Origin of the sequence: Paucibacter sp. B2R-40 (genome assembly GCF_025717555.1) — a bacterium.
Taxonomy (GTDB): Bacteria; Pseudomonadota; Gammaproteobacteria; order Burkholderiales; family Burkholderiaceae_C; genus Paucibacter_A.
In genome coordinates this window covers 41,416-61,003 of the sequence record NZ_JAJIRP010000005.1, presented here as the reverse complement: position 1 = coordinate 61,003, position 19,588 = coordinate 41,416, and the positions used below count along the sequence as shown (strand labels likewise).

General features: G+C 61.6%; 17 protein-coding genes. 15 read left to right on the top strand and 2 right to left on the bottom strand.

Annotation, left to right across the window (positions count from 1 at the left end):
• Positions 1-27 precede the first annotated feature (27 nt).
• The 11 genes from LNV09_RS11515 to LNV09_RS11465 all read left to right on the top strand — a co-directional run bounded on the left by LNV09_RS11515 (position 28) and on the right by LNV09_RS11465 (position 12,792).
• Positions 28-912 (top strand): EI24 domain-containing protein, encoded by an 885-nt coding sequence (locus LNV09_RS11515; RefSeq protein ID WP_263557234.1) that lies wholly within the window; start codon positions 28-30, stop codon positions 910-912.
• A gap of 9 nt (positions 913-921) precedes the next feature.
• Positions 922-1,716: a competence/damage-inducible protein A gene (locus LNV09_RS11510; RefSeq protein WP_263557233.1), complete on the top strand. Its 795-nt coding sequence runs from the start codon at positions 922-924 to the stop codon at positions 1,714-1,716.
• 251 nt (positions 1,717-1,967) lie between these two features.
• A complete protein-coding gene (gene glnA, locus LNV09_RS11505; RefSeq protein ID WP_263557232.1) occupies positions 1,968-3,383 on the top strand; it encodes a type I glutamate--ammonia ligase in 1,416 nt (471 codons plus the stop codon).
• A 135-nt stretch (positions 3,384-3,518) separates the two neighbouring features.
• On the top strand, positions 3,519-4,028 hold the full coding sequence (locus LNV09_RS11500) for a hypothetical protein (RefSeq protein ID WP_263557231.1): 510 nt from the start codon (positions 3,519-3,521) through the stop codon (positions 4,026-4,028).
• 39 nt (positions 4,029-4,067) lie between these two features.
• A complete protein-coding gene (gene glnL / locus LNV09_RS11495) occupies positions 4,068-5,174 on the top strand; it encodes a nitrogen regulation protein NR(II) (protein ID WP_263557230.1) in 1,107 nt (368 codons plus the stop codon).
• A gap of 44 nt (positions 5,175-5,218) precedes the next feature.
• On the top strand, positions 5,219-6,715 hold the full coding sequence (gene ntrC / locus LNV09_RS11490) for a nitrogen regulation protein NR(I) (protein ID WP_263557229.1): 1,497 nt from the start codon (positions 5,219-5,221) through the stop codon (positions 6,713-6,715).
• A 152-nt stretch (positions 6,716-6,867) separates the two neighbouring features.
• Positions 6,868-8,973, top strand: a complete 2,106-nt coding sequence (locus LNV09_RS11485) for a 3-hydroxyacyl-CoA dehydrogenase NAD-binding domain-containing protein (protein ID WP_263557228.1) — start codon at positions 6,868-6,870, stop codon at positions 8,971-8,973.
• Positions 8,974-8,992: 19 nt separating this feature from the next.
• Positions 8,993-10,168 (top strand): acetyl-CoA C-acyltransferase, encoded by a 1,176-nt coding sequence (locus LNV09_RS11480; RefSeq protein ID WP_263557227.1) that lies wholly within the window; start codon positions 8,993-8,995, stop codon positions 10,166-10,168.
• Positions 10,169-10,194: 26 nt separating this feature from the next.
• Complete coding sequence (locus LNV09_RS11475; protein ID WP_263557226.1) at positions 10,195-11,988, top strand: acyl-CoA dehydrogenase family protein; 1,794 nt, start codon at positions 10,195-10,197, stop codon at positions 11,986-11,988.
• 11 nt (positions 11,989-11,999) lie between these two features.
• Complete coding sequence (locus tag LNV09_RS11470; RefSeq protein ID WP_263557225.1) at positions 12,000-12,260, top strand: hypothetical protein; 261 nt, start codon at positions 12,000-12,002, stop codon at positions 12,258-12,260.
• Positions 12,261-12,327: 67 nt separating this feature from the next.
• Positions 12,328-12,792, top strand: coding sequence for a PaaI family thioesterase (locus LNV09_RS11465; protein ID WP_263557224.1), 465 nt, complete (start codon positions 12,328-12,330; stop codon positions 12,790-12,792).
• A 36-nt stretch (positions 12,793-12,828) separates the two neighbouring features.
• Here LNV09_RS11465 and LNV09_RS24750 read toward each other — a convergent pair whose 3' ends face one another.
• Together LNV09_RS24750 and LNV09_RS24745 are read right to left on the bottom strand one after the other, a co-directional pair.
• Positions 12,829-14,382 carry a methyl-accepting chemotaxis protein gene (locus tag LNV09_RS24750; protein ID WP_318023290.1) on the bottom strand — a complete coding sequence of 518 codons (1,554 nt, stop codon included), beginning with the start codon at positions 14,380-14,382 and terminating at the stop codon, positions 12,829-12,831.
• A 78-nt stretch (positions 14,383-14,460) separates the two neighbouring features.
• Complete coding sequence (locus LNV09_RS24745; RefSeq protein WP_318023289.1) at positions 14,461-16,023, bottom strand: methyl-accepting chemotaxis protein; 1,563 nt, start codon at positions 16,021-16,023, stop codon at positions 14,461-14,463.
• A gap of 218 nt (positions 16,024-16,241) precedes the next feature.
• Here LNV09_RS24745 and LNV09_RS11440 point away from each other — a divergent pair, with 218 nt between their 5' ends.
• The 4 genes from LNV09_RS11440 to LNV09_RS11425 are packed head-to-tail and all read left to right on the top strand — an operon-like array spanning position 16,242 to position 19,563.
• The gene (locus LNV09_RS11440) at positions 16,242-17,261 is read left to right on the top strand and encodes an NADP-dependent oxidoreductase (protein WP_263557223.1); all 1,020 of its coding nucleotides are present in this window, start codon (positions 16,242-16,244) and stop codon (positions 17,259-17,261) included.
• Entirely contained in the window at positions 17,261-17,731 is a 471-nt protein-coding gene (locus LNV09_RS11435) for a GNAT family N-acetyltransferase (protein ID WP_263557222.1), read from the top strand. The genes LNV09_RS11440 and LNV09_RS11435 overlap by 1 nt, the downstream gene beginning before the upstream one ends.
• Positions 17,728-18,651: a glutathione S-transferase family protein gene (locus tag LNV09_RS11430; RefSeq protein ID WP_263557221.1), complete on the top strand. Its 924-nt coding sequence runs from the start codon at positions 17,728-17,730 to the stop codon at positions 18,649-18,651. The genes LNV09_RS11435 and LNV09_RS11430 overlap by 4 nt, the downstream gene beginning before the upstream one ends.
• A 15-nt stretch (positions 18,652-18,666) precedes the next feature.
• On the top strand, positions 18,667-19,563 hold the full coding sequence (locus tag LNV09_RS11425) for an SDR family oxidoreductase (RefSeq protein WP_263557220.1): 897 nt from the start codon (positions 18,667-18,669) through the stop codon (positions 19,561-19,563).
• Positions 19,564-19,588 lie beyond the last annotated feature (25 nt).

The window sequence follows — 19,588 nt, the reverse complement described above, 5'->3', positions numbered from 1 at the left end:
CGAGGGAAACAAGAGATGGTCAACTCCATGAGTCGGATCGGCGATGCGTTCTGGCGCGCCGCCGCTTATTGCCTGCATCCCAGGGTGATGCTGTTGTCACTATTGCCTCTGGTTTTGATGGCCGGCCTGGCTTTTGGCCTGGGTTATTTTTTCTGGGAATCTGCCGTAGACGGTGTCAGGGCGACGCTGGGTAATTGGCGCTTGGTCGAATCTTTGCTGGGCTGGCTGGACCATATGGGCGGCAGTGGCCTGCGCTCGGTGTTGGCGCCACTTGTCGTGCTGGCTTTGGCCCTGCCGGTTATTGTGGTTTTGAGCTTGCTGCTGGTGGCTTTGTTGATGACGCCAAGCCTGGTCAAGCTGGTGGCGCAGCGCCGTTTCACGCAGATCGAGCGCAAGCAGGGCGGATCTTGGTGGCGCTCTTTGGGCTGGTCACTTTGGCATGTTTCCTTGGCGCTGCTGGCGCTCTTGATCAGCATGCCATTCTGGTTGATACCGCCCTTGGTGCTGATCGTGCCGCCCTTGATTTGGGGCTGGCTGGGCTATAAGGTTTTCAGCTTTGACGCGTTGGCCGAGCACGCCTCGGTGGCCGAGCGTCGGCAACTGATGCGCCAACATCGGCTGCCTTTGATGATGCTCGGTCTGGTCACGGGTTACCTGGGCGCCGCGCCAGCCGCCATTTGGGCCTTTGGCGTGATGGCGCTGGCCTTGGCGCCGTTTTTGATCATTGCGTCGATCTGGCTCTACACCTTGGTGTTCGCTTTTTCTACCCTGTGGTTTACCCATTACGCATTGACCGCTCTGCAGGAGATGCGTGAGCTGCGCGCCGGCAAGCCTACCGTTGTTGAACCCGAACTGCCGACGGTCGATGAGCTGCTGCAGCCCGCGCCTGTGCCCTTGATTCCTCCCCTGTGAGCAAAAAAAATGAAAATCGGCCTGATCATCATTGGCGACGAAATCCTTTCCGGCAAACGCCAGGACAAACACTTGAGCAAGTTCATCGAGCTGCTAGCCGCTCGCGGCATGAGCCTGGATTGGGCGCAGTACCTGGGCGATGACCGCGAGCATTTGATCGCGCAGTTGCGCCAGGCTTTTGCCAGTGGTGATCTGGTCTTCAGCTGCGGCGGCATTGGCGCCACGCCGGATGACCACACCCGCCAAGCTGCCGCGGCAGCGCTCGGGCGCGAACTGACGCTGCACCCGCAAGCACGGGAGCTGATCTGGCAGCGCATCAGCGAGATGGCGGCGGAGCAGGGCGTCACGGCGGACCCGGATCACCCCGACACCTTGCGGCGCCTGGAGATGGGCATGTTCCCCGCCGGCGCCGAGATCATCCCCAATCCCTTCAACAAGATCCCCGGTTTCTCGGTCGGCACGGTCTACTTCGCGCCCGGCTTCCCGGTGATGGCACACCCGATGATGGAATGGGTACTTGATCAGCGCCACGCCGACCTGCACCGGGCGGTGCAGAGGCTGGAGTTGTCGATGATTGTGCAAAGCACAATGGAGTCGATGCTGACGCCCTTGATGGTGGCTGTTGAGGCCGAGTTTGCCGGCATCAAGGTGTTCAGCTTGCCGAGCGTCGATCACCCGCAATGGGGTCGCCACATCGAGTTGGGTGTCAAGGGTGACGCCGCGCAACTCGACGCTGCCTATGCTGCCCTCAAACAAGGCGTGCTTCAATCTGGTGCCACAATAGGCACCGAATTGGTGCGCTAACGTGGGGCGCTTTGCACCGCAATGGTGAATAGATGTTGGATGCAAGGTGGGTGCGCGCGATAATTCCTCGGCCTTCTAAGCTGCACCTTGTTGGCACATAAAGTGCTTATTACAGGATGCGGCGCTTGAAACATGGGCGCGAGCCGATATCTGTTTAACATCGGCGCAAGCCGAGATCAGCTTTACATCGGCGCGAGCCAATGTCTTTTAGAGTCCCTAAACAATTTTCCCCGCTAGCTAGGAGTTTTTTGATGGCCAAGACCGTTGCCGACGTGATGAAGATGGTGCAAGAGAACGAGGTCAAGTTTGTTGACTTCCGTTTCACCGATACCCGTGGCAAGGAGCACCATGTGTCCGTGCCGGTGTCCCATTTTGATGAAGACAAGTTCATTTCCGGCCACGCGTTTGACGGCTCGTCGATCGGCGGCTGGAAGGGCATTGAAGCCTCGGACATGCTCTTGATGCCCGATCCGAACACCGCCAATATCGACCCCTTCTTTGAAGAGCCGACGCTGATCCTGAGCTGCGACGTGGTCGAGCCGGGTGATGGCAAGGCTTACGAGCGTGACCCACGCTCCTTGGCCAAGCGCGCCGAAGCCTATCTGAAGTCCTCCGGCCTGGGCGACGCCGCCTACTTCGGCCCCGAGCCAGAGTTCTTCATCTTCGACAGCATCCGCTGGAACATCGACATGTCCGGCTGTTTCGTCAAGATTGACTCCGAAGAAGCATCGTGGAACACCGGCAAGGACTACGAGCACGGCAACAAGGGCTATCGCCCGGCCGTCAAGGGTGGTTATTTCCCCGTGCCGCCGGTGGATTCGGGCCAGGACATGCGCTCGGAAATGTGCCTGATTCTTGAGCAACTGGGCATCCCGGTTGAAGTGCATCACCACGAAGTGGCCAACGCCGGCCAGATGGAAATCGGCACGCGTTTCTCGACCCTGGTCGAGCGCGCGGACTGGTTGCAACTGCAAAAGTATGTGATCGCCAACGTCGCTCATGCCTACGGCAAGACCGCGACCTTCATGCCCAAGCCCATCGTTGGCGACAACGGCTCCGGCATGCACGTGCACCAGTCGATCTGGAAAGACGGCAAGAACCTGTTCGCAGGCGACGGCTACGGCGGCCTGAGCGACTTCGCGCTCTACTACATCGGCGGCATCATCAAGCACGCCCGTGCCCTGAACGCGATCACCAACCCTGGCACCAACAGCTACAAGCGCCTGGTGCCTGGCTATGAGGCGCCGGTCAAGCTGGCTTACAGCGCGCGCAACCGCTCGGCTTCGATCCGCATTCCTTATGTGGCTAACCCCAAGGGTCGCCGTATCGAGGCACGTTTCCCCGATCCATTGGCCAACCCATACCTGTGCTTCGCCGCGCTGATGATGGCCGGTCTGGACGGCGTCGAGAACAAGATCCATCCGGGCGAAGCCGCCACCAAGGATCTCTACCACTTGCCGCCTGAAGAAGACGCCTTGGTGCCGACCGTCTGCCACAGCCTGGACCAAGCGCTTGAGTGCCTGGACAAGGACCGTGCCTTCCTGACCAAGGGCGGTGTGTTCACCGATGCCTATATCGACGCTTATATCGAGCTGAAGATGCAAGAAGTGCAGCGCGTGCGCATGACCACGCACCCGGTCGAGTTCGATATGTACTACACGCTCTGATGGCCAATAGCGGCGTGCGTGAATTTCACGTGACGTCGCTTGCTGGCTGTGCATTGCCAACATTGCGAAAGGGACGGCTGTGGCCGTCCCTTTTCTTTGTGCATTGGGCGCCGCTGCTTGAGCCACAATCCTGCCATGCTGATTCGTACTTCTTTTCTGCTCACCGGCATGGCCGTTTTGCTGGCGAACGCCGCGCAAGCCCAGTCCGTTGTTTATCGTTGCCCCGGCCCCCCGGTGCTCTACACCGATGCGTTGACGGCCAAAGAAGCACAGGCCAAGGACTGCCGCTCAATCGAAGGCACGCCGATCACGGTTTTGCCGGCCACGCGGCCGCGCAGCAATGCCGCTGCGTCGCAGAACTCGGCGGGCAGCGAAAGCAGGGGCAGCAATGATGGCCGCATCGACCCCAATCAACAACGCTCGCGTGACGGCGAGCGCCGCCGCGTCCTGGAGGCCGAGTTGCGTGAGGCGCAAGAGCGGCTCGACGCTTTGCAGCGCGACTACGCCGGCGGCAATGCCGAGCGGCGTGGAGATGAGAAAAATTATCAAAAATACCTGGACCGCATGGCCGAACTCAAGGCCAGCATCAGCCGCCAAGAGGTCGATGTGCAAGCACTCAAGCGCGAGATCAGCAAGCTACCCTAGCCTATTAACTCAGCAGGGATTTCAGTGGGAGGGCCGGCGATGAATCCCTTGCGCCGTGAGCCCTCGGGTTTTGAAGCCTTCGATATGTTGGCCACCATGGTGGCCGTGGTGCGCTCCGATGGTGAGTGTCTGTTCGCCAACGCCGCGTTCGAGAACGTCATGCGCTTGTCGCGCCGGGCGGTGGAGCGCAGCAATTTGTATGACTGGTTTGTCGACGCCGGCCGGCTCAGCGACACCGTCACCGGCGTGGCCCGCAACGCCTACTCCAGCAGCCGATTTGACGCGTTGCTGCGGCGCAGCAACCTGCCGCAAGAGCTGCCACTGCCGGTGCATGTGATCGTCTCGCAGATGGATAACTGCGAAGACCAGGTGCTGATCGAGTTGATCGAGAACGCCCAGCAAACTCGCCAGGACCGCGAGGAGCGCACGCTCGATCAGGTCCAGGCGACCAAGGAGCTGACGCGCAACTTGGCGCATGAGATCAAAAATCCGCTCGGCGGTATCCGTGGCGCGGCGCAGTTATTGGCGCTGGAATTGGCGCCCACGGCGATGGGTCCGGAGTTGGCCGAATACACCGAGGTCATCATCCACGAGGTCGATCGCCTGCAATCGCTGGTCGATCGCCTGCTGGCGCCGCATCGGCATGCGCCGGTGGTGGGCGATGTGAATATCCATGAAATCTGTGAGCGGGTGCGCCAACTGACCTTGGTCGAACATCCGCGCGGCCTGACCATCAAGCGCGACTATGACATCTCGCTGCCGGACTTTCGCGGTGACCGCGAACAGCTGATTCAAGCGGTCTTGAACATCGTGCAAAACGCTGCACAGGCCCTGCAGCCGCGTATCGTCGAGGCCGACCCACGTGAGCCGGCCTGCATCACACTGCGCACGCGGGTGGCGCGCCAGGTCACGATTGGCAAGCAGCGTTGGCGCCTGGCATTGGAATTGCATGTGGAAGATAACGGCCCTGGCGTGCCGGTCGAGATCCGAGATCGCATCTTTTACCCCTTGGTGTCGGGGCGAGACGGCGGCTCGGGACTTGGCCTGACGCTGGCGCAAACCATCGCTCAGCAGCATCAAGGCATGCTTGATTGTGAAAGCGAGCCGGGCCGAACCGATTTCCGTTTGACCCTGCCATTACCCTGATTGGCTGGCTCAGACGGTGCTGATTCACCACAGAGAGCTTCTGCATGAAATCTATTTGGGTTGTTGACGACGACCATTCCATTCGTTTCGTGTTGGAAAAAGCGCTGACGCGCGAGGGCTTGCCGGTGCGCTGCTTCAGCAATGCACGCGATTTGCTGGCCGCCTTGGACGAGGACAGCCCGCAAGTGCTGGTGTCCGACATCCGTATGCCGGGTGGCTCAGGTCTTGATCTGCTGGCCAAGGTCAAGGCGCGCTTGCCGCATCTGCCCGTCATCATCATGACCGCCTATTCGGACTTGGACAGCGCTGTCTCGGCCTTTCAAGGCGGCGCCTTTGAGTATTTGCCCAAGCCCTTCGACTTGGCCGCTGCGGTTGAGTTGATCCGCCGTGCGCAAACCGAGAGCATGCGCGAGACGGTCGACGAGGCCGCCGCCGCCGAGGTGCCCGAAATGCTCGGCCAAGCGCCGGCGATGCAGGATGTGTTCCGCGCCATCGGGCGGCTGAGCCAAAGCCATGTGACGGTCTTGATCACCGGCGAGTCCGGCTCGGGCAAGGAGCTGGTGGCGCGCGCCTTGCACAAACACAGCCCGCGCTCCGAGGGCCCATTTGTGGCCATCAATACGGCGGCCATCCCCAAGGATTTGTTGGAGTCCGAACTCTTTGGCCATGAGCGCGGGGCCTTCACCGGCGCGCAGGCGACGAGGCGCGGCCGCTTTGAGCAGGCCGACGGTGGCACGCTGTTTCTGGATGAAATCGGCGATATGCCGCTGGAGTTGCAGACCCGTTTGCTGCGGGTCCTGTCCGACGGACAGTTCTACCGAGTCGGTGGCCACAGCCCGCTGCGCAGCAATGTGCGGGTGATCGCGGCCACGCATCAGAACTTGGAGGCGCGGGTGCGCCAAGGGGCGTTCCGCGAGGACTTGTTTCACCGCCTGAATGTGATCCGCTTGCGCCTGCCGCCGCTGCGCGAGCGGCGCGAAGACATTGCTGTATTGGCCAAATTCTTCTTGCAGCGCAGCGCGGCGGAGTTGGGTGTGGAGCCCAAGCGTTTGACCGACGCGGCGCTGGCCTTGCTGCTGGAATTCGAGTTCCCCGGCAATGTGCGGCAGTTGGAGAACATCTGCCACTGGCTCAGCGTGATGGCGCCCAGCCAAGTGGTGGAGCCCAAGGACTTGCCGCAGGAGCTCTTGCAGCCGGGCTTGGGTCTGAGCATCGAGCCGCTGGATGCGACCGCCGCTGAGCCTGCACCGTTGCCACTGGCGTCCAAGGCAGCCCAGGCGCTGCCCGCAGCGGCGCCCGCTATGCCCAGCTTTGGCGCCGGCCCCGATGCCTGGGTGGCTGAGGTGTCCCGTGAAGCTCGGCGCTTGCTGGCGGCGGGCGAAACCGATGTGTGGGACAGCCTGACGCGCCGCTTCGAGGCCAGCCTGATCTTGGCCGCTTTGGACTTGACCCGCGGGCGGCGCATCGAGGCGGCGCAGAAACTGGGAATCGGGCGAAACACCATCACCCGCAAGATTCAAGAGTTAGGGCTGGACCCCTAAGGCCGGGGGGCTATCCCTGTAAACCCCGAGACCATTTGTCACTGCAGCGACATCATCCTGCTTGTTTTGCTGCCTAGAATCGAACGATCGTTCTATTTTAGGCGGGGCCTGTTTATTCACGGGCTCTGCTCCTTCTCCAACAAGGAGTCAGCATGACAGCCACTTATGAAGTCCGCGGCCAAGTCGCCGTGATCACATTGAACAACCCGCCTGTGAATGGCATGGGGCTTGTGACCCGCCAGGCGGTGGCGGCCGGCATCAATCGGGCCGAGGATGACGCGGCCATCAAGGCCGTGGTCATCACCGGCGCCGGCGCGGCTTTTTCGGGCGGTGCCGATATCAAGGAGTTCGGCAGCCCCAAGGCGCTGGCCGAGCCGAACTTGCTCAGCTTGATCAGCCTGGTCGAGGCCTGCTCCAAGCCGGTGGTGGCTGCGATCCACAGCGTTTGCATGGGTGGCGGCTTGGAGCTGTCGCTGGGCTGCCACTACCGTATTGCGGCCGCCGGCACCAAGGTCGCGCTGCCCGAGGTCAAGCTGGGGCTCTTGCCGGGCGCCGGTGGCACGCAGCGTTTGCCGCGCGCTTTGGGTGTCGAGCCGGCGCTGAACATGATCGTCAGCGGGGAGCCGGTGAATAGCGAGTTACTTGCCCAGGTGCCGGGGCAAAAGTTGTTTGACCGCATGGCCGAAGGCGACTTGATGACGGCGGCTTTGGCCTTGGCCGAAGAAGTGGCCGATGTGCGCCCCTTGCCGCGTGTGCGTGATCTGAAGGCGCGTTTCATTGAGAAAAACGCAAACCCGGATGCTTTCTTCCAGTTCGCCCGCAATATGGTCGGCGGCATGAGCAAGAACTTCCCGGCGCCGCTGCGCTGTCTGGAAGCGGTTGCGGCTTCGGTAACGATGAAGTTTGACGATGGTATCAAGGCCGAGCGGGCCGGTTTTGCCGCGCTGATGGTCACGCCGGAATCGGGCGCCTTGCGCCATGCCTTCTTTGCCGAACGCGCCACCACCAAGATTGCCGATGTGCCGGCTGACACTCCAGTTCGCCAGATAGCGAAAATCGCTGTCATCGGCGCCGGCACCATGGGCGGCGGCATTAGCATGAATTTTCTCAATGCCGGGCTGCCCGTGGTGATGCTGGAGACCAAGCAAGAAGCCTTGGACCGCGGCGTCGCAACGATACGCAAGAACTACGAGGCGCAGCTCAAAAAAGGCAAGCTTAAGCAAGACAAGCTCGACGCGCGAATGTCGCTGCTAAGCACTACCCTCAACTATGCGGATATTGGCGATGCCGATCTGGTGATCGAGGCGGTGTTCGAAGAGATTGGCGTCAAGCAGGCGGTCTTCAAACAGCTCGATGAGGTGATGAAGCCTGGCGCGATTTTGGCCAGCAATACCTCGACCTTGGATCTGAACGCGATTGCCAATTTCACGAGGCGTCCGCAAGACGTGGTCGGCATGCATTTCTTCAGCCCGGCCAATGTGATGAAGCTGTTGGAAGTGGTGCGCGGCGCGGCGACGGCCAAGGATGTGTTGGCGACCGTGATGGCGCTGGCCAAGAAGATTCGCAAGACGGCGGTCGTTTCTGGCGTATGCGACGGTTTCATCGGCAACCGCATGATCGAGCAGTACAGCCGCCAGGCCGGATTCTTGCTCGACGAGGGCTGCTCGCCGGCGCAGGTCGACCGCGCTGCCGAGAAGTTCGGCTTCGCCATGGGGCCGTTCCGTATGGGCGACTTGGCCGGCAACGACATCGGCTGGGCGATCCGCAAGCGCCGCTACCAGGAGAAGCCGAATCTGCGTTACTCCAAGTCCGCTGACCTGCTGTGTGAGTTGGGCCGCTTTGGTCAAAAGACGCAGGCCGGCTGGTATGACTATCAAGCGGGCAAGCGCGATGCTATCCCCTCGCCGGTGGTGGCCGAGATGCTGGACAAGCACCGGGCTGCACTAGCCATCACGCCGCGCCAAATCAGCGATGACGAGATCGTGCATCGCCTGGTCTATTCGCTGGTCAATGAGGCCGCCCATCTGCTGGAGGAGGGCATTGCCCAGCGCGCTTCGGATGTGGACATGGTTTATCTGACTGGCTATGGCTTCCCTCTCTGGCGCGGCGGGCCTATGTGCTATGCCGACCAGGTGGGGCTGTTCAACGTTGTGCAGGCGATGAAGCGCTTTGCCAAGAATCCGCTTGATGACGCCGAGTTCTGGCAGCCGGCGCCGCTACTGGCTCGCTTGGTCGCCGCAGGCAAGACCTTTTCCTAATTGAGAGTGAAAGCACATCATGACTAATGCCGTCATCGTTTCCACCGCCCGCACCCCTTTGGCCAAGAGCTGGAAGGGCGCCTTCAATATGAGCCATGGCGCCACTTTAGGCGGCCACGCGGTCAAAGCCGCCGTTGAGCGCGCCGGTATTGATGCTTCGGACATCGAGGACGTGGTGATGGGTTGCGCCTTCCCTGAAGGTGCGACCGGCAACAATATCGCCCGCCAAGTCGCGCTGCGCGCCGGTCTGCCCATCACGGTCGGTGGCTTCACCATCAACCGCTTTTGCTCCAGCGGCCTGCAGGCTATTGCGCTTGCCGCGCAGCGCATCATCGTCGGCGAAGCCGAGGTGTTTGTGGCGGGCGGCGTGGAGAGCATCTCCTGCGTGCAAAACGAAGCCAATCGCCACATGATCAGCGACCCTTGGCTGGCCAAGAACAAGCCTGAAATTTATTGGACGATGTTGCAAACGGCCGAGAACGTGGCCACCCGCTACAAGATTGCCCGCGAACGCATGGACCAATACGGCGCACAAAGCCAGCAACGCGCTTGCGCAGCGCAAGCCGCCGGCCTCTTCACGCAGGAGATCGCCCCCATGACCGTAACCATGGGCGTGGTCGACAAGGTGTTGGGCCTGAGCACGCGTGAAGTTACCGTTAGCGTCGATGAAGGCCTGCGCGAGGGCACCACGTACGAGGGCATCAAGGATCTTCGCTCAGCCGTGCCCGGCGGCCTTGTGACTGCGGGCAACGCCAGCCAGTTTTCCGACGGGGCCGGTGCTTGTGTGCTGACCAGCGAGCGCTATGCCGAGGCGCATGGCTTGAAGCCGCTGGGCCGCTTCCTCGGCTTTGCGGTGGCCGGCTGCGAGCCGGACGAGATGGGCATTGGCCCGGTCTACGCCATCCCCAAGGTTCTGAAGCGACTGGGACTGACGGTCGCCGACATTGACCTCTGGGAGTTGAACGAAGCCTTTGCCGTGCAAGTACTGTATTGCGCCGACACTTTGGGTATTCCGATGGACAGGCTCAATGTCAACGGCGGCGCGATCGCGGTCGGCCACCCATATGGCGTGTCGGGCCAGCGCTTGACCGGCCATGCGCTGATCGAAGGTCGCAGGCGCGGCGCCAAGAAGGTATGCGTAACGATGTGCATTGGCGGCGGCATGGGTGCGGCCGGCATCTTTGAAGTGCTCTGAACGTCTTCTTTGATGAGGGACAAGGCATGCGACAAACCCTGGACTTTCTGCTGAACGTTTGGCTGGGGGTGCAAGACCTGACCCTGCGCGCGCGCTTTGCCGAGCACAGCGCTGAGACTTTTGCTGCGGTGCTCGACACCTGCGAAAAAATCGCCCGAGAAAAGTTCGCACCGATCGCCCGGCTGACCGATACCGAAGAGCCGCGCTTCGATGGCGAGCGCGTGCACTTGCCAGCCGCCACCAAAGCCGCGACCGATGCTTATGTGGCCTCGGGCATGTTGGCGGCCGCGCAAGACTACGCGATCGGCGGCATGCAGCTGCCCTGCGTGATCGAGATGGCAGCGAATGCCTTTTTCAGCAAGGCCAATGTGGCCGTTGGCGCCTACGCAATGCTGACCGCCGGCAATGCCAATCTCTTGATGGCGCATGGCACGGCCAAACAGCGCGAGGTGTTTGCGGCGGCCGAGTTCGAAGGGCGCTGGTTCGGCACCATGTGTTTGAGCGAACCGCAGGCCGGCTCGTCCCTGTCTGACATCAGGACCCGGGCCGAGCTGGAATTTGCCGATGATCCGCTCGGACAGCGCTTTAGGCTCAAGGGCAACAAGATGTGGATCTCGGCCGGCGAGCACGAGCTGAGCGAGAACATCATTCACCTGGTGTTGGCCAAGATTCCCGGCCAGGACGGCAAGCTCGTCGCCGGCGCGCGTGGAATTTCTTTGTTCATCGTGCCCAAGAAGATGGTGGGTGCTGATGGCCAGTTGACGGGCGAGCGCAATGATGTGCGGCTGGCTGGCCTGAACCACAAGCTCGGCTTTCGTGGCACCAGCAACTGTTTGCTGAACTTTGGCGAGGGTGGGGCAGGCGCCGTCGGCTATCTGGTCGGCCAGCCTGGCGAAGGCCTCAAGTGCATGTTCCACATGATGAACGAAGCCCGTATCGGCGTCGGCCTGGGGGCGGTGATGTTGGGTTACGCGGGCTATGAAGCCAGCTTGGCCTACGCGCGCCAGCGCTCGCAGGGCAGGGCAATCGGCCCTGCTGGCAAGGATGCCACGCAGCCGCAGCGTCCCATCATCGAACATGCCGACGTTAAGCGCATGTTGCTGGCGCAAAAGAGCTATGTCGAGGGTGGGCTGGCGCTGGCGCTGCTGTGCGCGCGCTTGGTCGACGAGCAGCACAGCGGCGCGGCCGACGCGGCCAAAGAGGCCAAGCTGGTGCTGGAGGTCTTGATCCCCATCGTCAAGAGTTGGCCCAGTGAATGGTGTCTGGAGGCCAACTCGCTGGCGATACAGGTCTTGGGCGGCTACGGCTACACGCGCGATTTCCCGGTCGAGCAATATTGGCGCGACAACCGGCTCAATATGATTCACGAGGGCACGCATGGCATCCATGGGCTTGACCTCTTAGGACGCAAGGTCGTGATGAACGGCGGCGAAGCCTTGTTGGCGCTGGCAGCGCGGATCAACTTCACGGTTGAAACCGCGCTTCAACAGCCCGAGCTGGCGGAGCTCGGCAATGCCTTGGCGGCGGCCTTGGCCAATGTGGGCCGTGCGACCAAGAATGCCTGGAGCAGCGGCAAGCCGGAAGAAGCGCTGGCCAATGCCACGCCCTACCTGCAGGCTTTTGGCCATCTTGTGTTGGCCTGGATATGGCTGGATGTGGTCTTGAAAGCGGGGCAGGGAAAAGCAAGCGAGTTCACCCAGGGCAAGCAGGCGGCCTGCCGCTATTTCTTTGCCTATGAATTGCCCAAAATAGAGGCCTGGCTGGGCGTGGTCAGCCGGCGAGAGGCCTTGTGCAAGGACATGCCCGAGGCATGGTTTTGAGGGATCAAACGATGGGTGAAGAAGCGGGTGACAAGAGGGTCAATCCAAAGACCTTGCTCTGGGTCGAGCGTTTGGTCTGGATCTTTATTTACGCAGGGCTGTTGGTTTTTGTCCTGGGTTTGGCGCTGTTGCAATTCGGCCCGCACAGTTTGGGTGGCAAGGGAGAAGGCATGACGGACGCTGAAGTATTGGCTTACCTGTTGCTGGGCAAGGGTGCGCTGGCTGTGGCGGCCGGTGTGCTGATGATCTGGCTGCGCTCGCGCTGGAAGTAGAGCCATCAAGTCACGCAGGGCGGCTATCCTTGCGGGGTCGCTGTCATCTATGGAGCTATGTTCGCCTATGCCACATTCGAAACCATCCCCAAGCCTGAAATTCCCGGTTCACATCCCCTTTGTTGAGCAACTGGGTTTGGAGCTGCACAGCATGGGCCATGGTCAGGCCGAGCTGCGGGTCGACTTGAAGCAAGGGCATCTGAATTCCTGGGAGGTTGCGCATGGCGGCGTCTTGATGACCATGCTGGACGTGGCGATGGCGCATGCCGCGCGCAGCACTCATATGACAGCCGCAGGCATGGGGCCGGGTGTGGTCACCATCGAGATGAAGACCTCCTTCATGCGGCCCGGCGAAGGCGAGTTGCGTGCGGTGGGTAAGCTGTTGCACAGCACGGTGACCATGGCTTTTTGCGAGGGCAGTATCTACGGCGAAGACGGCAAGCTCTGCGCGCACGCGACGGCTACCTTCAAGTACCTGAAGGCGCTGCCGGGGCGCGGGCGGGTCATCAAGAGCTTGCAGCGAGCCGACTAGCCGGCCCCCGCTGGGCTTGCCCTTGAGCTGCGAGCCTCAACGCAGTTTGAATACCGCCACCACCTGCACCAGCTGATCGGCCTGCTGGCGCAGGCTTTCTGCGGCGGCCGCGCTCTCTTCGACCAGCGCTGCGTTTTGCTGGGTGACCTTGTCCATCTGCGTGATCGCCTCGCCGACCTGCGCGATGCCTGAGCTTTGCTCCGAGCTGGCGGCGCTGATTTCGCCGACGATGTCGGCCACGCGCCGAATCGAGCTGACGATTTCGGTCATGGTCACGCCGGCTTTGTCGACCAAGGTCGTGCCTTGCTCGACCCGCTCGACGCTGGCATTGATCAGCGTCTTGATCTCCTTGGCGGCCTCGGCGCTGCGCTGGGCGAGCGAGCGCACCTCGCTGGCCACCACCGCAAAACCGCGCCCTTGCTCGCCGGCCCGCGCCGCTTCCACCGCCGCGTTCAGCGCCAGGATATTGGTCTGGAAGGCAATGCCGTCGATCACGCTGATGATGTCGGAGATCTTTTTCGAGCTGTCGTTGATGCCCTTCATGGTCTCCACCACCTCACCCACCACCGCGCCACCTTGCTGTGCAACCGTTGAGGCGCTGAGGGCCAGTTGATTGGCCTGTTTGGCGTTGTCGGCGTTGTTGCGCACGGTGGAGCTGAGTTCGTCCATGGTGGCGGCAGTTTGCTCCAGCGCACTGGCCTGTTCCTCGGTGCGCTGACTGAGGTCGGCGTTACCTTGCGCGATTTCGCCGCTGCCGGTGGCGACGCTTTCGGAGTTCTCACGCACGCTGCTGACGATGCCTTGCAGGCGCCGACGCATTTCATCAAGGGCCTGCAGCAGTTGCGAAGTTTCGTCCTTGCCGACCACGCTCAAGTCTTGCGTCATATCGCCTTCGCTCATCGCGCGAGCGCCGGCGGCAGCATGCGCCAGCGGCGCCGTGACATGGCGGCTGATGCCAGTGCCCAAGGCGATGCCGGCCGCGACGCCGAGCACGATCAAGGCGATCGTGATGTTGCGACTGTTTTCGTAAAGCTCGCTGTTGGTATCGGAGACTGCTTTGGCCTCGGCTTCCTTCAACTGTGACAGCGCCTTGAGCGCCTGATCAACTTGGATGCCGTGCGGCGTGACGTCGGACTTGATGAATTTGATGCTTTCGTTTGACCCGCTCAAGTCCGTGGTTTGGATTCGTTTGACCAAGTCCTGTGCAATCTGCTGATCTTTGTCCGCCAAAACGCGCAAGTTGGACAAGGCTGAGCGAGCTTTGTCGCTGCTGGCAAGTTTGCTGGCTTGCTCGAGCAAATCGCTGTATTTCTTGCGCGATTCGGCCATCAAGGCCAAAGCTTGCTCACGCTCTTGAGCGTCGGTGGCCAGCAAGGTATCGCGCACTGCGACCAAGGCTTGCAAGCGCTGCGCATTGGCTTCCTTGACCAAGGATAGACCCACCAGCTCCTTCTCGTACAAACTCGTATCGGCATCATTGATGCGCTTCATATTGAAGATGGCAAAGCTGCCTAAGGCTGCCCCGATCAAGGCAACAGCGATGAACGCGGCGATCAATTTGGTGTTGATCTTGTAGTCAGTCAGCTGCATTGGGACTCTCCCGGGGTGAGGGGTTGTGCGTAGCGCTTGTTGATTTTGCAGGTGTTTTGAAAACTCTGCTGTGCCCATTCAAACTCTGTGGCTGAGCTTGAACACTGCCACGGCCTGCACCAGTTGGCCGGCCTGTTGGCGCAGACTTTCCGCTGCGGCGGCGCTTTGTTCCACCAGCGCAGCGTTTTGCTGGGTGACCTTGTCCATCTGCGTGATCGCCTCTCCGACCTGGGCGATACCGGCACTTTGCTCGGTGCTGGCGCTGCTGATCTCGCCGACGATGTCAGTGACGCGGCGAATCGCAGTGACGATCTCGCTCATCGTCACACCGGCCTTGTCGACCAGCACCGTGCCCTGTTCGACCCGCTCGACGCTGGCGTTGATCAAGGTCTTGATTTCCTTGGCCGCTTCGGCGCTGCGCTGCGCCAGCGAGCGCACCTCGCTGGCCACGACAGCAAAGCCACGCCCTTGCTCGCCGGCACGGGCCGCCTCGACGGCGGCGTTCAGCGCCAGGATATTGGTCTGGAAGGCGATGCCGTCGATCACGCTGATGATGTCTGAGATCTTGCGCGAACTGTCGTTGATGCCCTTCATCGTCTCAACCACTTGGCCCACTACCGCGCCACCTTGGCTGGCCACCGTCGATGCGCCCAGCGCCAACTGATTGGCTTGTTTGGCGTTGTCGGCATTGTTGCGCACGGTGGAGCTGAGTTCGTCCATGGTGGCCGCCGTTTCTTCCAGGGCGCTGGCTTGCTCTTCGGTGCGCTGGCTCAAGTCGGCATTGCCTTGCGCAATCTGGCCGCTGCCGGTGGCCACGCTTTCGGCGTTGTCGCGCACCTGGGCCACGATGTCTTGCAGCTTTTGACGCATCGCCTCTTGGGCACGCAGCAGCTCAGCGCTTTCGTCCTTGCCCGTGGCTTGTAAGGCTTCGCTCAAATCGAAGTCACTCATGCGCTCTGCCGCCGCCAGCGAGCGCTGCAGCGCGCCCACTACATTGCGACTGATGATCAAGCCCAGGCCGACGCTGGCAGCGACGCCCAGCAAGATCAAGCCCAGGGTCAGATTGCGGCTGCTTGTATAGCGGGCGTCATTGCTTGCATCGATGCGCTTGGCATTGGCTTCCTTGTTGTCCACCAGCACGTTCAGTTGCTCGTCTACCTGGGTGCTCAATGGCGCCAAGGTGCCGAACATGAACTCGACCGCCGCTGCATGGCCGGCCGGGCTTTCGTCCGCCACTTTGCCGTCCATGGTGCCGACGGCCGATTCAAAAGCGCCCCACATGCTGTTGAGTTTGCCCATCTCGGCCCGGCCTTTTTCGGTCCAGAACAAGGGGTCTGCCTGCTTGATATTGCTTTTGGCCGTGGCGATGTACTTTCGTACGGATTCACGCGATTTGTTGCGCCAGTCGGGGCTGGTGGCGAGCAGCGCATTGCGCAGGTCGCGTTCAACATAAATCAGGTCGGTATTGGCTTCCTTGATGAAGGACACGGCCATGAATTCCTTTTCGTACATCTCGCTGGCGGCCTGATTCATCTGCCCCATTTTGGACAAGCCGAGCAGGCCTATCAGCGCACCGACGGCTGAAACCATCAAAAAGCCAGCGATCAGCTTGGTGCCGATCTTGAAATTCGACAGATTCATGGTTTGCTCCTGAAGACCCGCTGGGTGAAAAGGCTACAGAGCATCCGCTCGGGCCCCGGCTGCGCATGGGAGGCTATCGGCCTGAGTTTGTAGAACTTGAGCAGCCGGGGTCAAATGCCAGTTGCGGGTTTTTTTATGTCGCCCAAGGGACGCAGCCAGCTGCTGCCGCATGATTCAATCTTTGCTTTTAAAGCCAGACCCCAATTGAGGAGTACCCCATGAGTCATGTCAATGCGCAAATCCAACTTATCTCCCGCCCGCAAGGCGAGCCGAGCTTAGATAACTTCAAGCTGGTCGAAGCCGCAATTCCTGACTTGGCCGAGGGTCAGGTCTTGATCCGCAACCATTTCCTGAGCCTAGACCCCTATATGCGCGGCCGCATGAATGAGGGCAAGAGCTACGCGCAGCCTCAAGGCCTCAATGAGGTGATGCTGGGCGGCACGGTTGGCGAGGTGGTGACCTCCAAGAATGCAGCATTTGCGGCCGGCGATAAGGTGGTCGGCATGGGCGGCTGGCAAGAGTATTTCGTCGTCGATGCGAGCCAGCGCGGCGTGATACAAAAAGTGGACGCCACGCATATCCCGCTGTCGGCCTATCTGGGTGCGGTCGGCATGCCCGGCGTCACCGCTTGGTACGGTCTGGTGAAAATCATCAACCCCAAAGCGGGCGAGACGGTGGTGGTCAGCGCCGCCAGCGGCGCGGTGGGCTCGGTCGTGGGGCAGTTGGCCAAGGCGCGCGGCGCGCGTGCTGTGGGCCTGGCCGGTGGCGCCGATAAATGCCGTTATGTGGTCGAGGAGTTGGGTTTTGATGCCTGCATCGATTACAAAGAACACCGGGACGTGAAGTCGCTGTCGGCGGCACTGAAGTCGGCATGCCCGGACGGTATTGACGGCTATTTCGAGAATGTCGGCGGCATGATTCTGGATGCGGTCATGCTGCGCGCCAATGCCTTCAGCCGTGTCGCCATGTGCGGCATGATTTCCGGCTACAACGGTGAGCCGATTCCGATGAGCGCGCCGCAACTGATCCTGGTCAACCGCATGAAGATCGAGGGCTTTATCGTCAGCGAGCATATGGAGGTCTGGCCCGAAGCGTTGAAGGAGTTGGGCGGCATGGTCGCCATGGGCAAACTGAAGTTCCGCGAATCGGTGGCCTTGGGGCTGGCTGCTGCGCCCGAGGCCTTTCTGGGCCTGCTCAAGGGCAAGAATTTCGGCAAACAGCTGGTCAAGCTGGTCTGATGGCTTTGCGCTGGAGCGTCGCGCCGCTGGCCGACTTGAGCCCGCTGGCGCTTTACCAAGCCTTGGCGCTGCGCGCGCGCGTGTTTGTGCTTGAGCAGGCCTGCGTCTATCTCGACCCCGACGGCGTGGACCTGCTGGCTTGGCATCTGCTGGGGCATGAGGAGAGCAGCGGCGAGTTGCTGGCCTGCGCCCGCTTATTGCCACCGCTGGCGAAAGGCCCAGCGCATCTGCTGCCGGAGATCGGCCGCGTCGTCACGGCGCCGGCCGCGCGCGGCAGCGGTGCGGGCCGCGCGCTGATGCAGCGTGCGCTGCTTGAATGCGCCAGGCTGTGGCCCGGACAGACCGTGGCCATCAGCGCGCAAAGCTATCTGTTGGACTTCTATTCGAGCCTGGGATTTGTCAGCGTCTCGGCGCCCTACGACGAAGACGGCATCGTCCACATCGATATGCAAAGGCCGCCATCGCCATGACGGAGCTGATTCTTCATCACTATGCCGGCTCACCGTTCTCCCAGAAGATGCGCCTGATCCTGGGGTACAAAGGATTGGCTTGGCAGAGCGTCACGGTGCCGGTGATCTGCCCCAAACCCGATGTGCTGGCGCTGACCGGCGGCTATAGGCGCACACCGTTTTTGCAGATTGCCGGCGATATTTATTGCGATACGGCCTTGATGTGCGAGCTGATCGAGGCGCGCCAGGCGACGCCCAGCTTGTTCCCGCCGCAGAGCGCCGGTGCCGAGCGGCTGTTGGCGCAATGGGCCGATAAGTCATTGTTCTTGGCCGCAGTGTCCTACACCTTGCAGCCGGCCGGAGCGGCAGCGATCTTTGCCGGCGCGCCGCCCGAATTCATGGCGGCCTTCGCGGCCGACCGTGCGGCCATGACCGCCGGCAACGTGCGGCCGAGCAGCCTGGACGCCGCCGCTGAGCTACAGAGTTACGGGGCCTGGCTGGAGGCCATGCTGAGCGACGGCCGACCCTTTTTGCTCGGCACCGCAGCGACGTTGGCCGACTTTGCTGTTGCGCAAAGCGTTTGGTTTGTTCGCCTGGCGCCGCCAGTGGCGGGCATTCTTGCGCCCCTCCAGCGCTTGAAGGCCTGGTTCGAGCGAATGGCCGCCTTTGGCCATGGTCAGCGCAGTAAATCGGACAGCCTGGCCGCCATCGAGGTCGCTCGCAAGCTTGGCCCGCAAGAGCCGGTCAGCGTGCAGGCCGGGCTGGGCTTCGAGCCCGGCGACAAGGTGCTGGTCAGCGCCAGCGACTACGCCCGTGATCCCGTCTGCGGCGAGTTGGTGGGCCTGAGTCAAGGCCGTATCAGCGTGCGCCGTGTGGATGAGCGAGCCGGCCTGGTACATGTGCATTTCCCGCGCATCGGCTATGCCCTGCGCAAGACTTAAGGACGAGTTCAAGCGATGAAACACTACGCCGGCAAGACTGCCGTGATCACCGGTGCGGGTTCTGGCTTCGGCCTTGAGGTCGCCCGCATCGCCGCCGCGCGCGGCATGAACCTGGTGCTTTGCGATGTACAGGCCGACGCGCTGGAGCGCGCTGCGGCCGAATTCGATGGTCTTCCGCTGCTGGCACAGCGGGTCGATGTGGCCAAGGCGGCCGAGATGGAGGCGCTCGCGGCTGCCGTCCAGTTGCGCTTCGGCGCGCCCCATTTTGTTTTCAATAATGCCGGCGTGGGCTCTGGCGGGCTGATCTGGGAGAACAGCCAAGCCGACTGGGACTGGGTGTTGGGCGTCAACGTGATGGGCGTGGTCCACGGCATTCGTCTGTTCACGCCGATGATGTTGGCGGCAGCGGCCGCCGATCCGAACTTTGAGGCCCATATCGTCAATACCGCTTCGATGGCCGGCGTCGTCAATGCGCCCAATATGGGCGTTTACAACGTCTCCAAACACGCGGTGGTGAGCCTGAGCGAGACGCTCTATCAAGACTTGGCCTTGGTCACCGAGCAGATTCACTGCTCACTGCTGTGCCCCTTTTTCGTGCCCACCGGCATTGCGCAAAGCCATCGCAACCGCCCGGCGGAATTGAAAGGCAGCCGGCCCACGCAGAGCCAGCTGATCGGGCAGGCGATGAGCGACAAGGCAGTCAACTCGGGCAAGGTGACAGCGGCCGAAGTGGCAGCGATGGTGTTTGCGGCGATGGCCGCGCAGCAGTTCTATGTCTTCAGCCACCCGCAGGCGCTGAGCAGCGTGCAAACGCGCATGGACGATGTGCTGCAGCGGCGTAACCCGACCGATCCGTTTCAGGACCGGCCGGAGTTAGGCGTCAAGCTACGAGCCGCGCTGCGCGCTGTTTGAGTTCACAGCCAGGCGGGGCTCAATC

What these genes read in the sequence shown, in the direction of transcription:
- LNV09_RS11440 (WP_263557223.1), top strand. Translation starts at nt 16,242, where the DNA reads ATGAGTCATGTCAATGCGCAAATCCAACTTATCTCCCGCCCGCAAGGC.
- LNV09_RS11435 (WP_263557222.1), top strand. Translation starts at nt 17,261, where the DNA reads ATGGCTTTGCGCTGGAGCGTCGCGCCGCTGGCCGACTTGAGCCCGCTG.
- ntrC (WP_263557229.1), top strand. Translation starts at nt 5,219, where the DNA reads ATGAAATCTATTTGGGTTGTTGACGACGACCATTCCATTCGTTTCGTG.
- LNV09_RS11515 (WP_263557234.1), top strand. Translation starts at nt 28, where the DNA reads ATGAGTCGGATCGGCGATGCGTTCTGGCGCGCCGCCGCTTATTGCCTG.
- LNV09_RS24750 (WP_318023290.1), bottom strand. Translation starts at nt 14,382, where the DNA reads ATGCAGCTGACTGACTACAAGATCAACACCAAATTGATCGCCGCGTTC.
- LNV09_RS11470 (WP_263557225.1), top strand. Translation starts at nt 12,000, where the DNA reads ATGGGTGAAGAAGCGGGTGACAAGAGGGTCAATCCAAAGACCTTGCTC.
- LNV09_RS24745 (WP_318023289.1), bottom strand. Translation starts at nt 16,023, where the DNA reads ATGAATCTGTCGAATTTCAAGATCGGCACCAAGCTGATCGCTGGCTTT.
- LNV09_RS11430 (WP_263557221.1), top strand. Translation starts at nt 17,728, where the DNA reads ATGACGGAGCTGATTCTTCATCACTATGCCGGCTCACCGTTCTCCCAG.
- LNV09_RS11480 (WP_263557227.1), top strand. Translation starts at nt 8,993, where the DNA reads ATGACTAATGCCGTCATCGTTTCCACCGCCCGCACCCCTTTGGCCAAG.
- LNV09_RS11425 (WP_263557220.1), top strand. Translation starts at nt 18,667, where the DNA reads ATGAAACACTACGCCGGCAAGACTGCCGTGATCACCGGTGCGGGTTCT.
- glnL (WP_263557230.1), top strand. Translation starts at nt 4,068, where the DNA reads ATGAATCCCTTGCGCCGTGAGCCCTCGGGTTTTGAAGCCTTCGATATG.
- LNV09_RS11510 (WP_263557233.1), top strand. Translation starts at nt 922, where the DNA reads ATGAAAATCGGCCTGATCATCATTGGCGACGAAATCCTTTCCGGCAAA.
- LNV09_RS11475 (WP_263557226.1), top strand. Translation starts at nt 10,195, where the DNA reads ATGCGACAAACCCTGGACTTTCTGCTGAACGTTTGGCTGGGGGTGCAA.
- LNV09_RS11500 (WP_263557231.1), top strand. Translation starts at nt 3,519, where the DNA reads ATGCTGATTCGTACTTCTTTTCTGCTCACCGGCATGGCCGTTTTGCTG.
- glnA (WP_263557232.1), top strand. Translation starts at nt 1,968, where the DNA reads ATGGCCAAGACCGTTGCCGACGTGATGAAGATGGTGCAAGAGAACGAG.
- LNV09_RS11465 (WP_263557224.1), top strand. Translation starts at nt 12,328, where the DNA reads ATGCCACATTCGAAACCATCCCCAAGCCTGAAATTCCCGGTTCACATC.
- LNV09_RS11485 (WP_263557228.1), top strand. Translation starts at nt 6,868, where the DNA reads ATGACAGCCACTTATGAAGTCCGCGGCCAAGTCGCCGTGATCACATTG.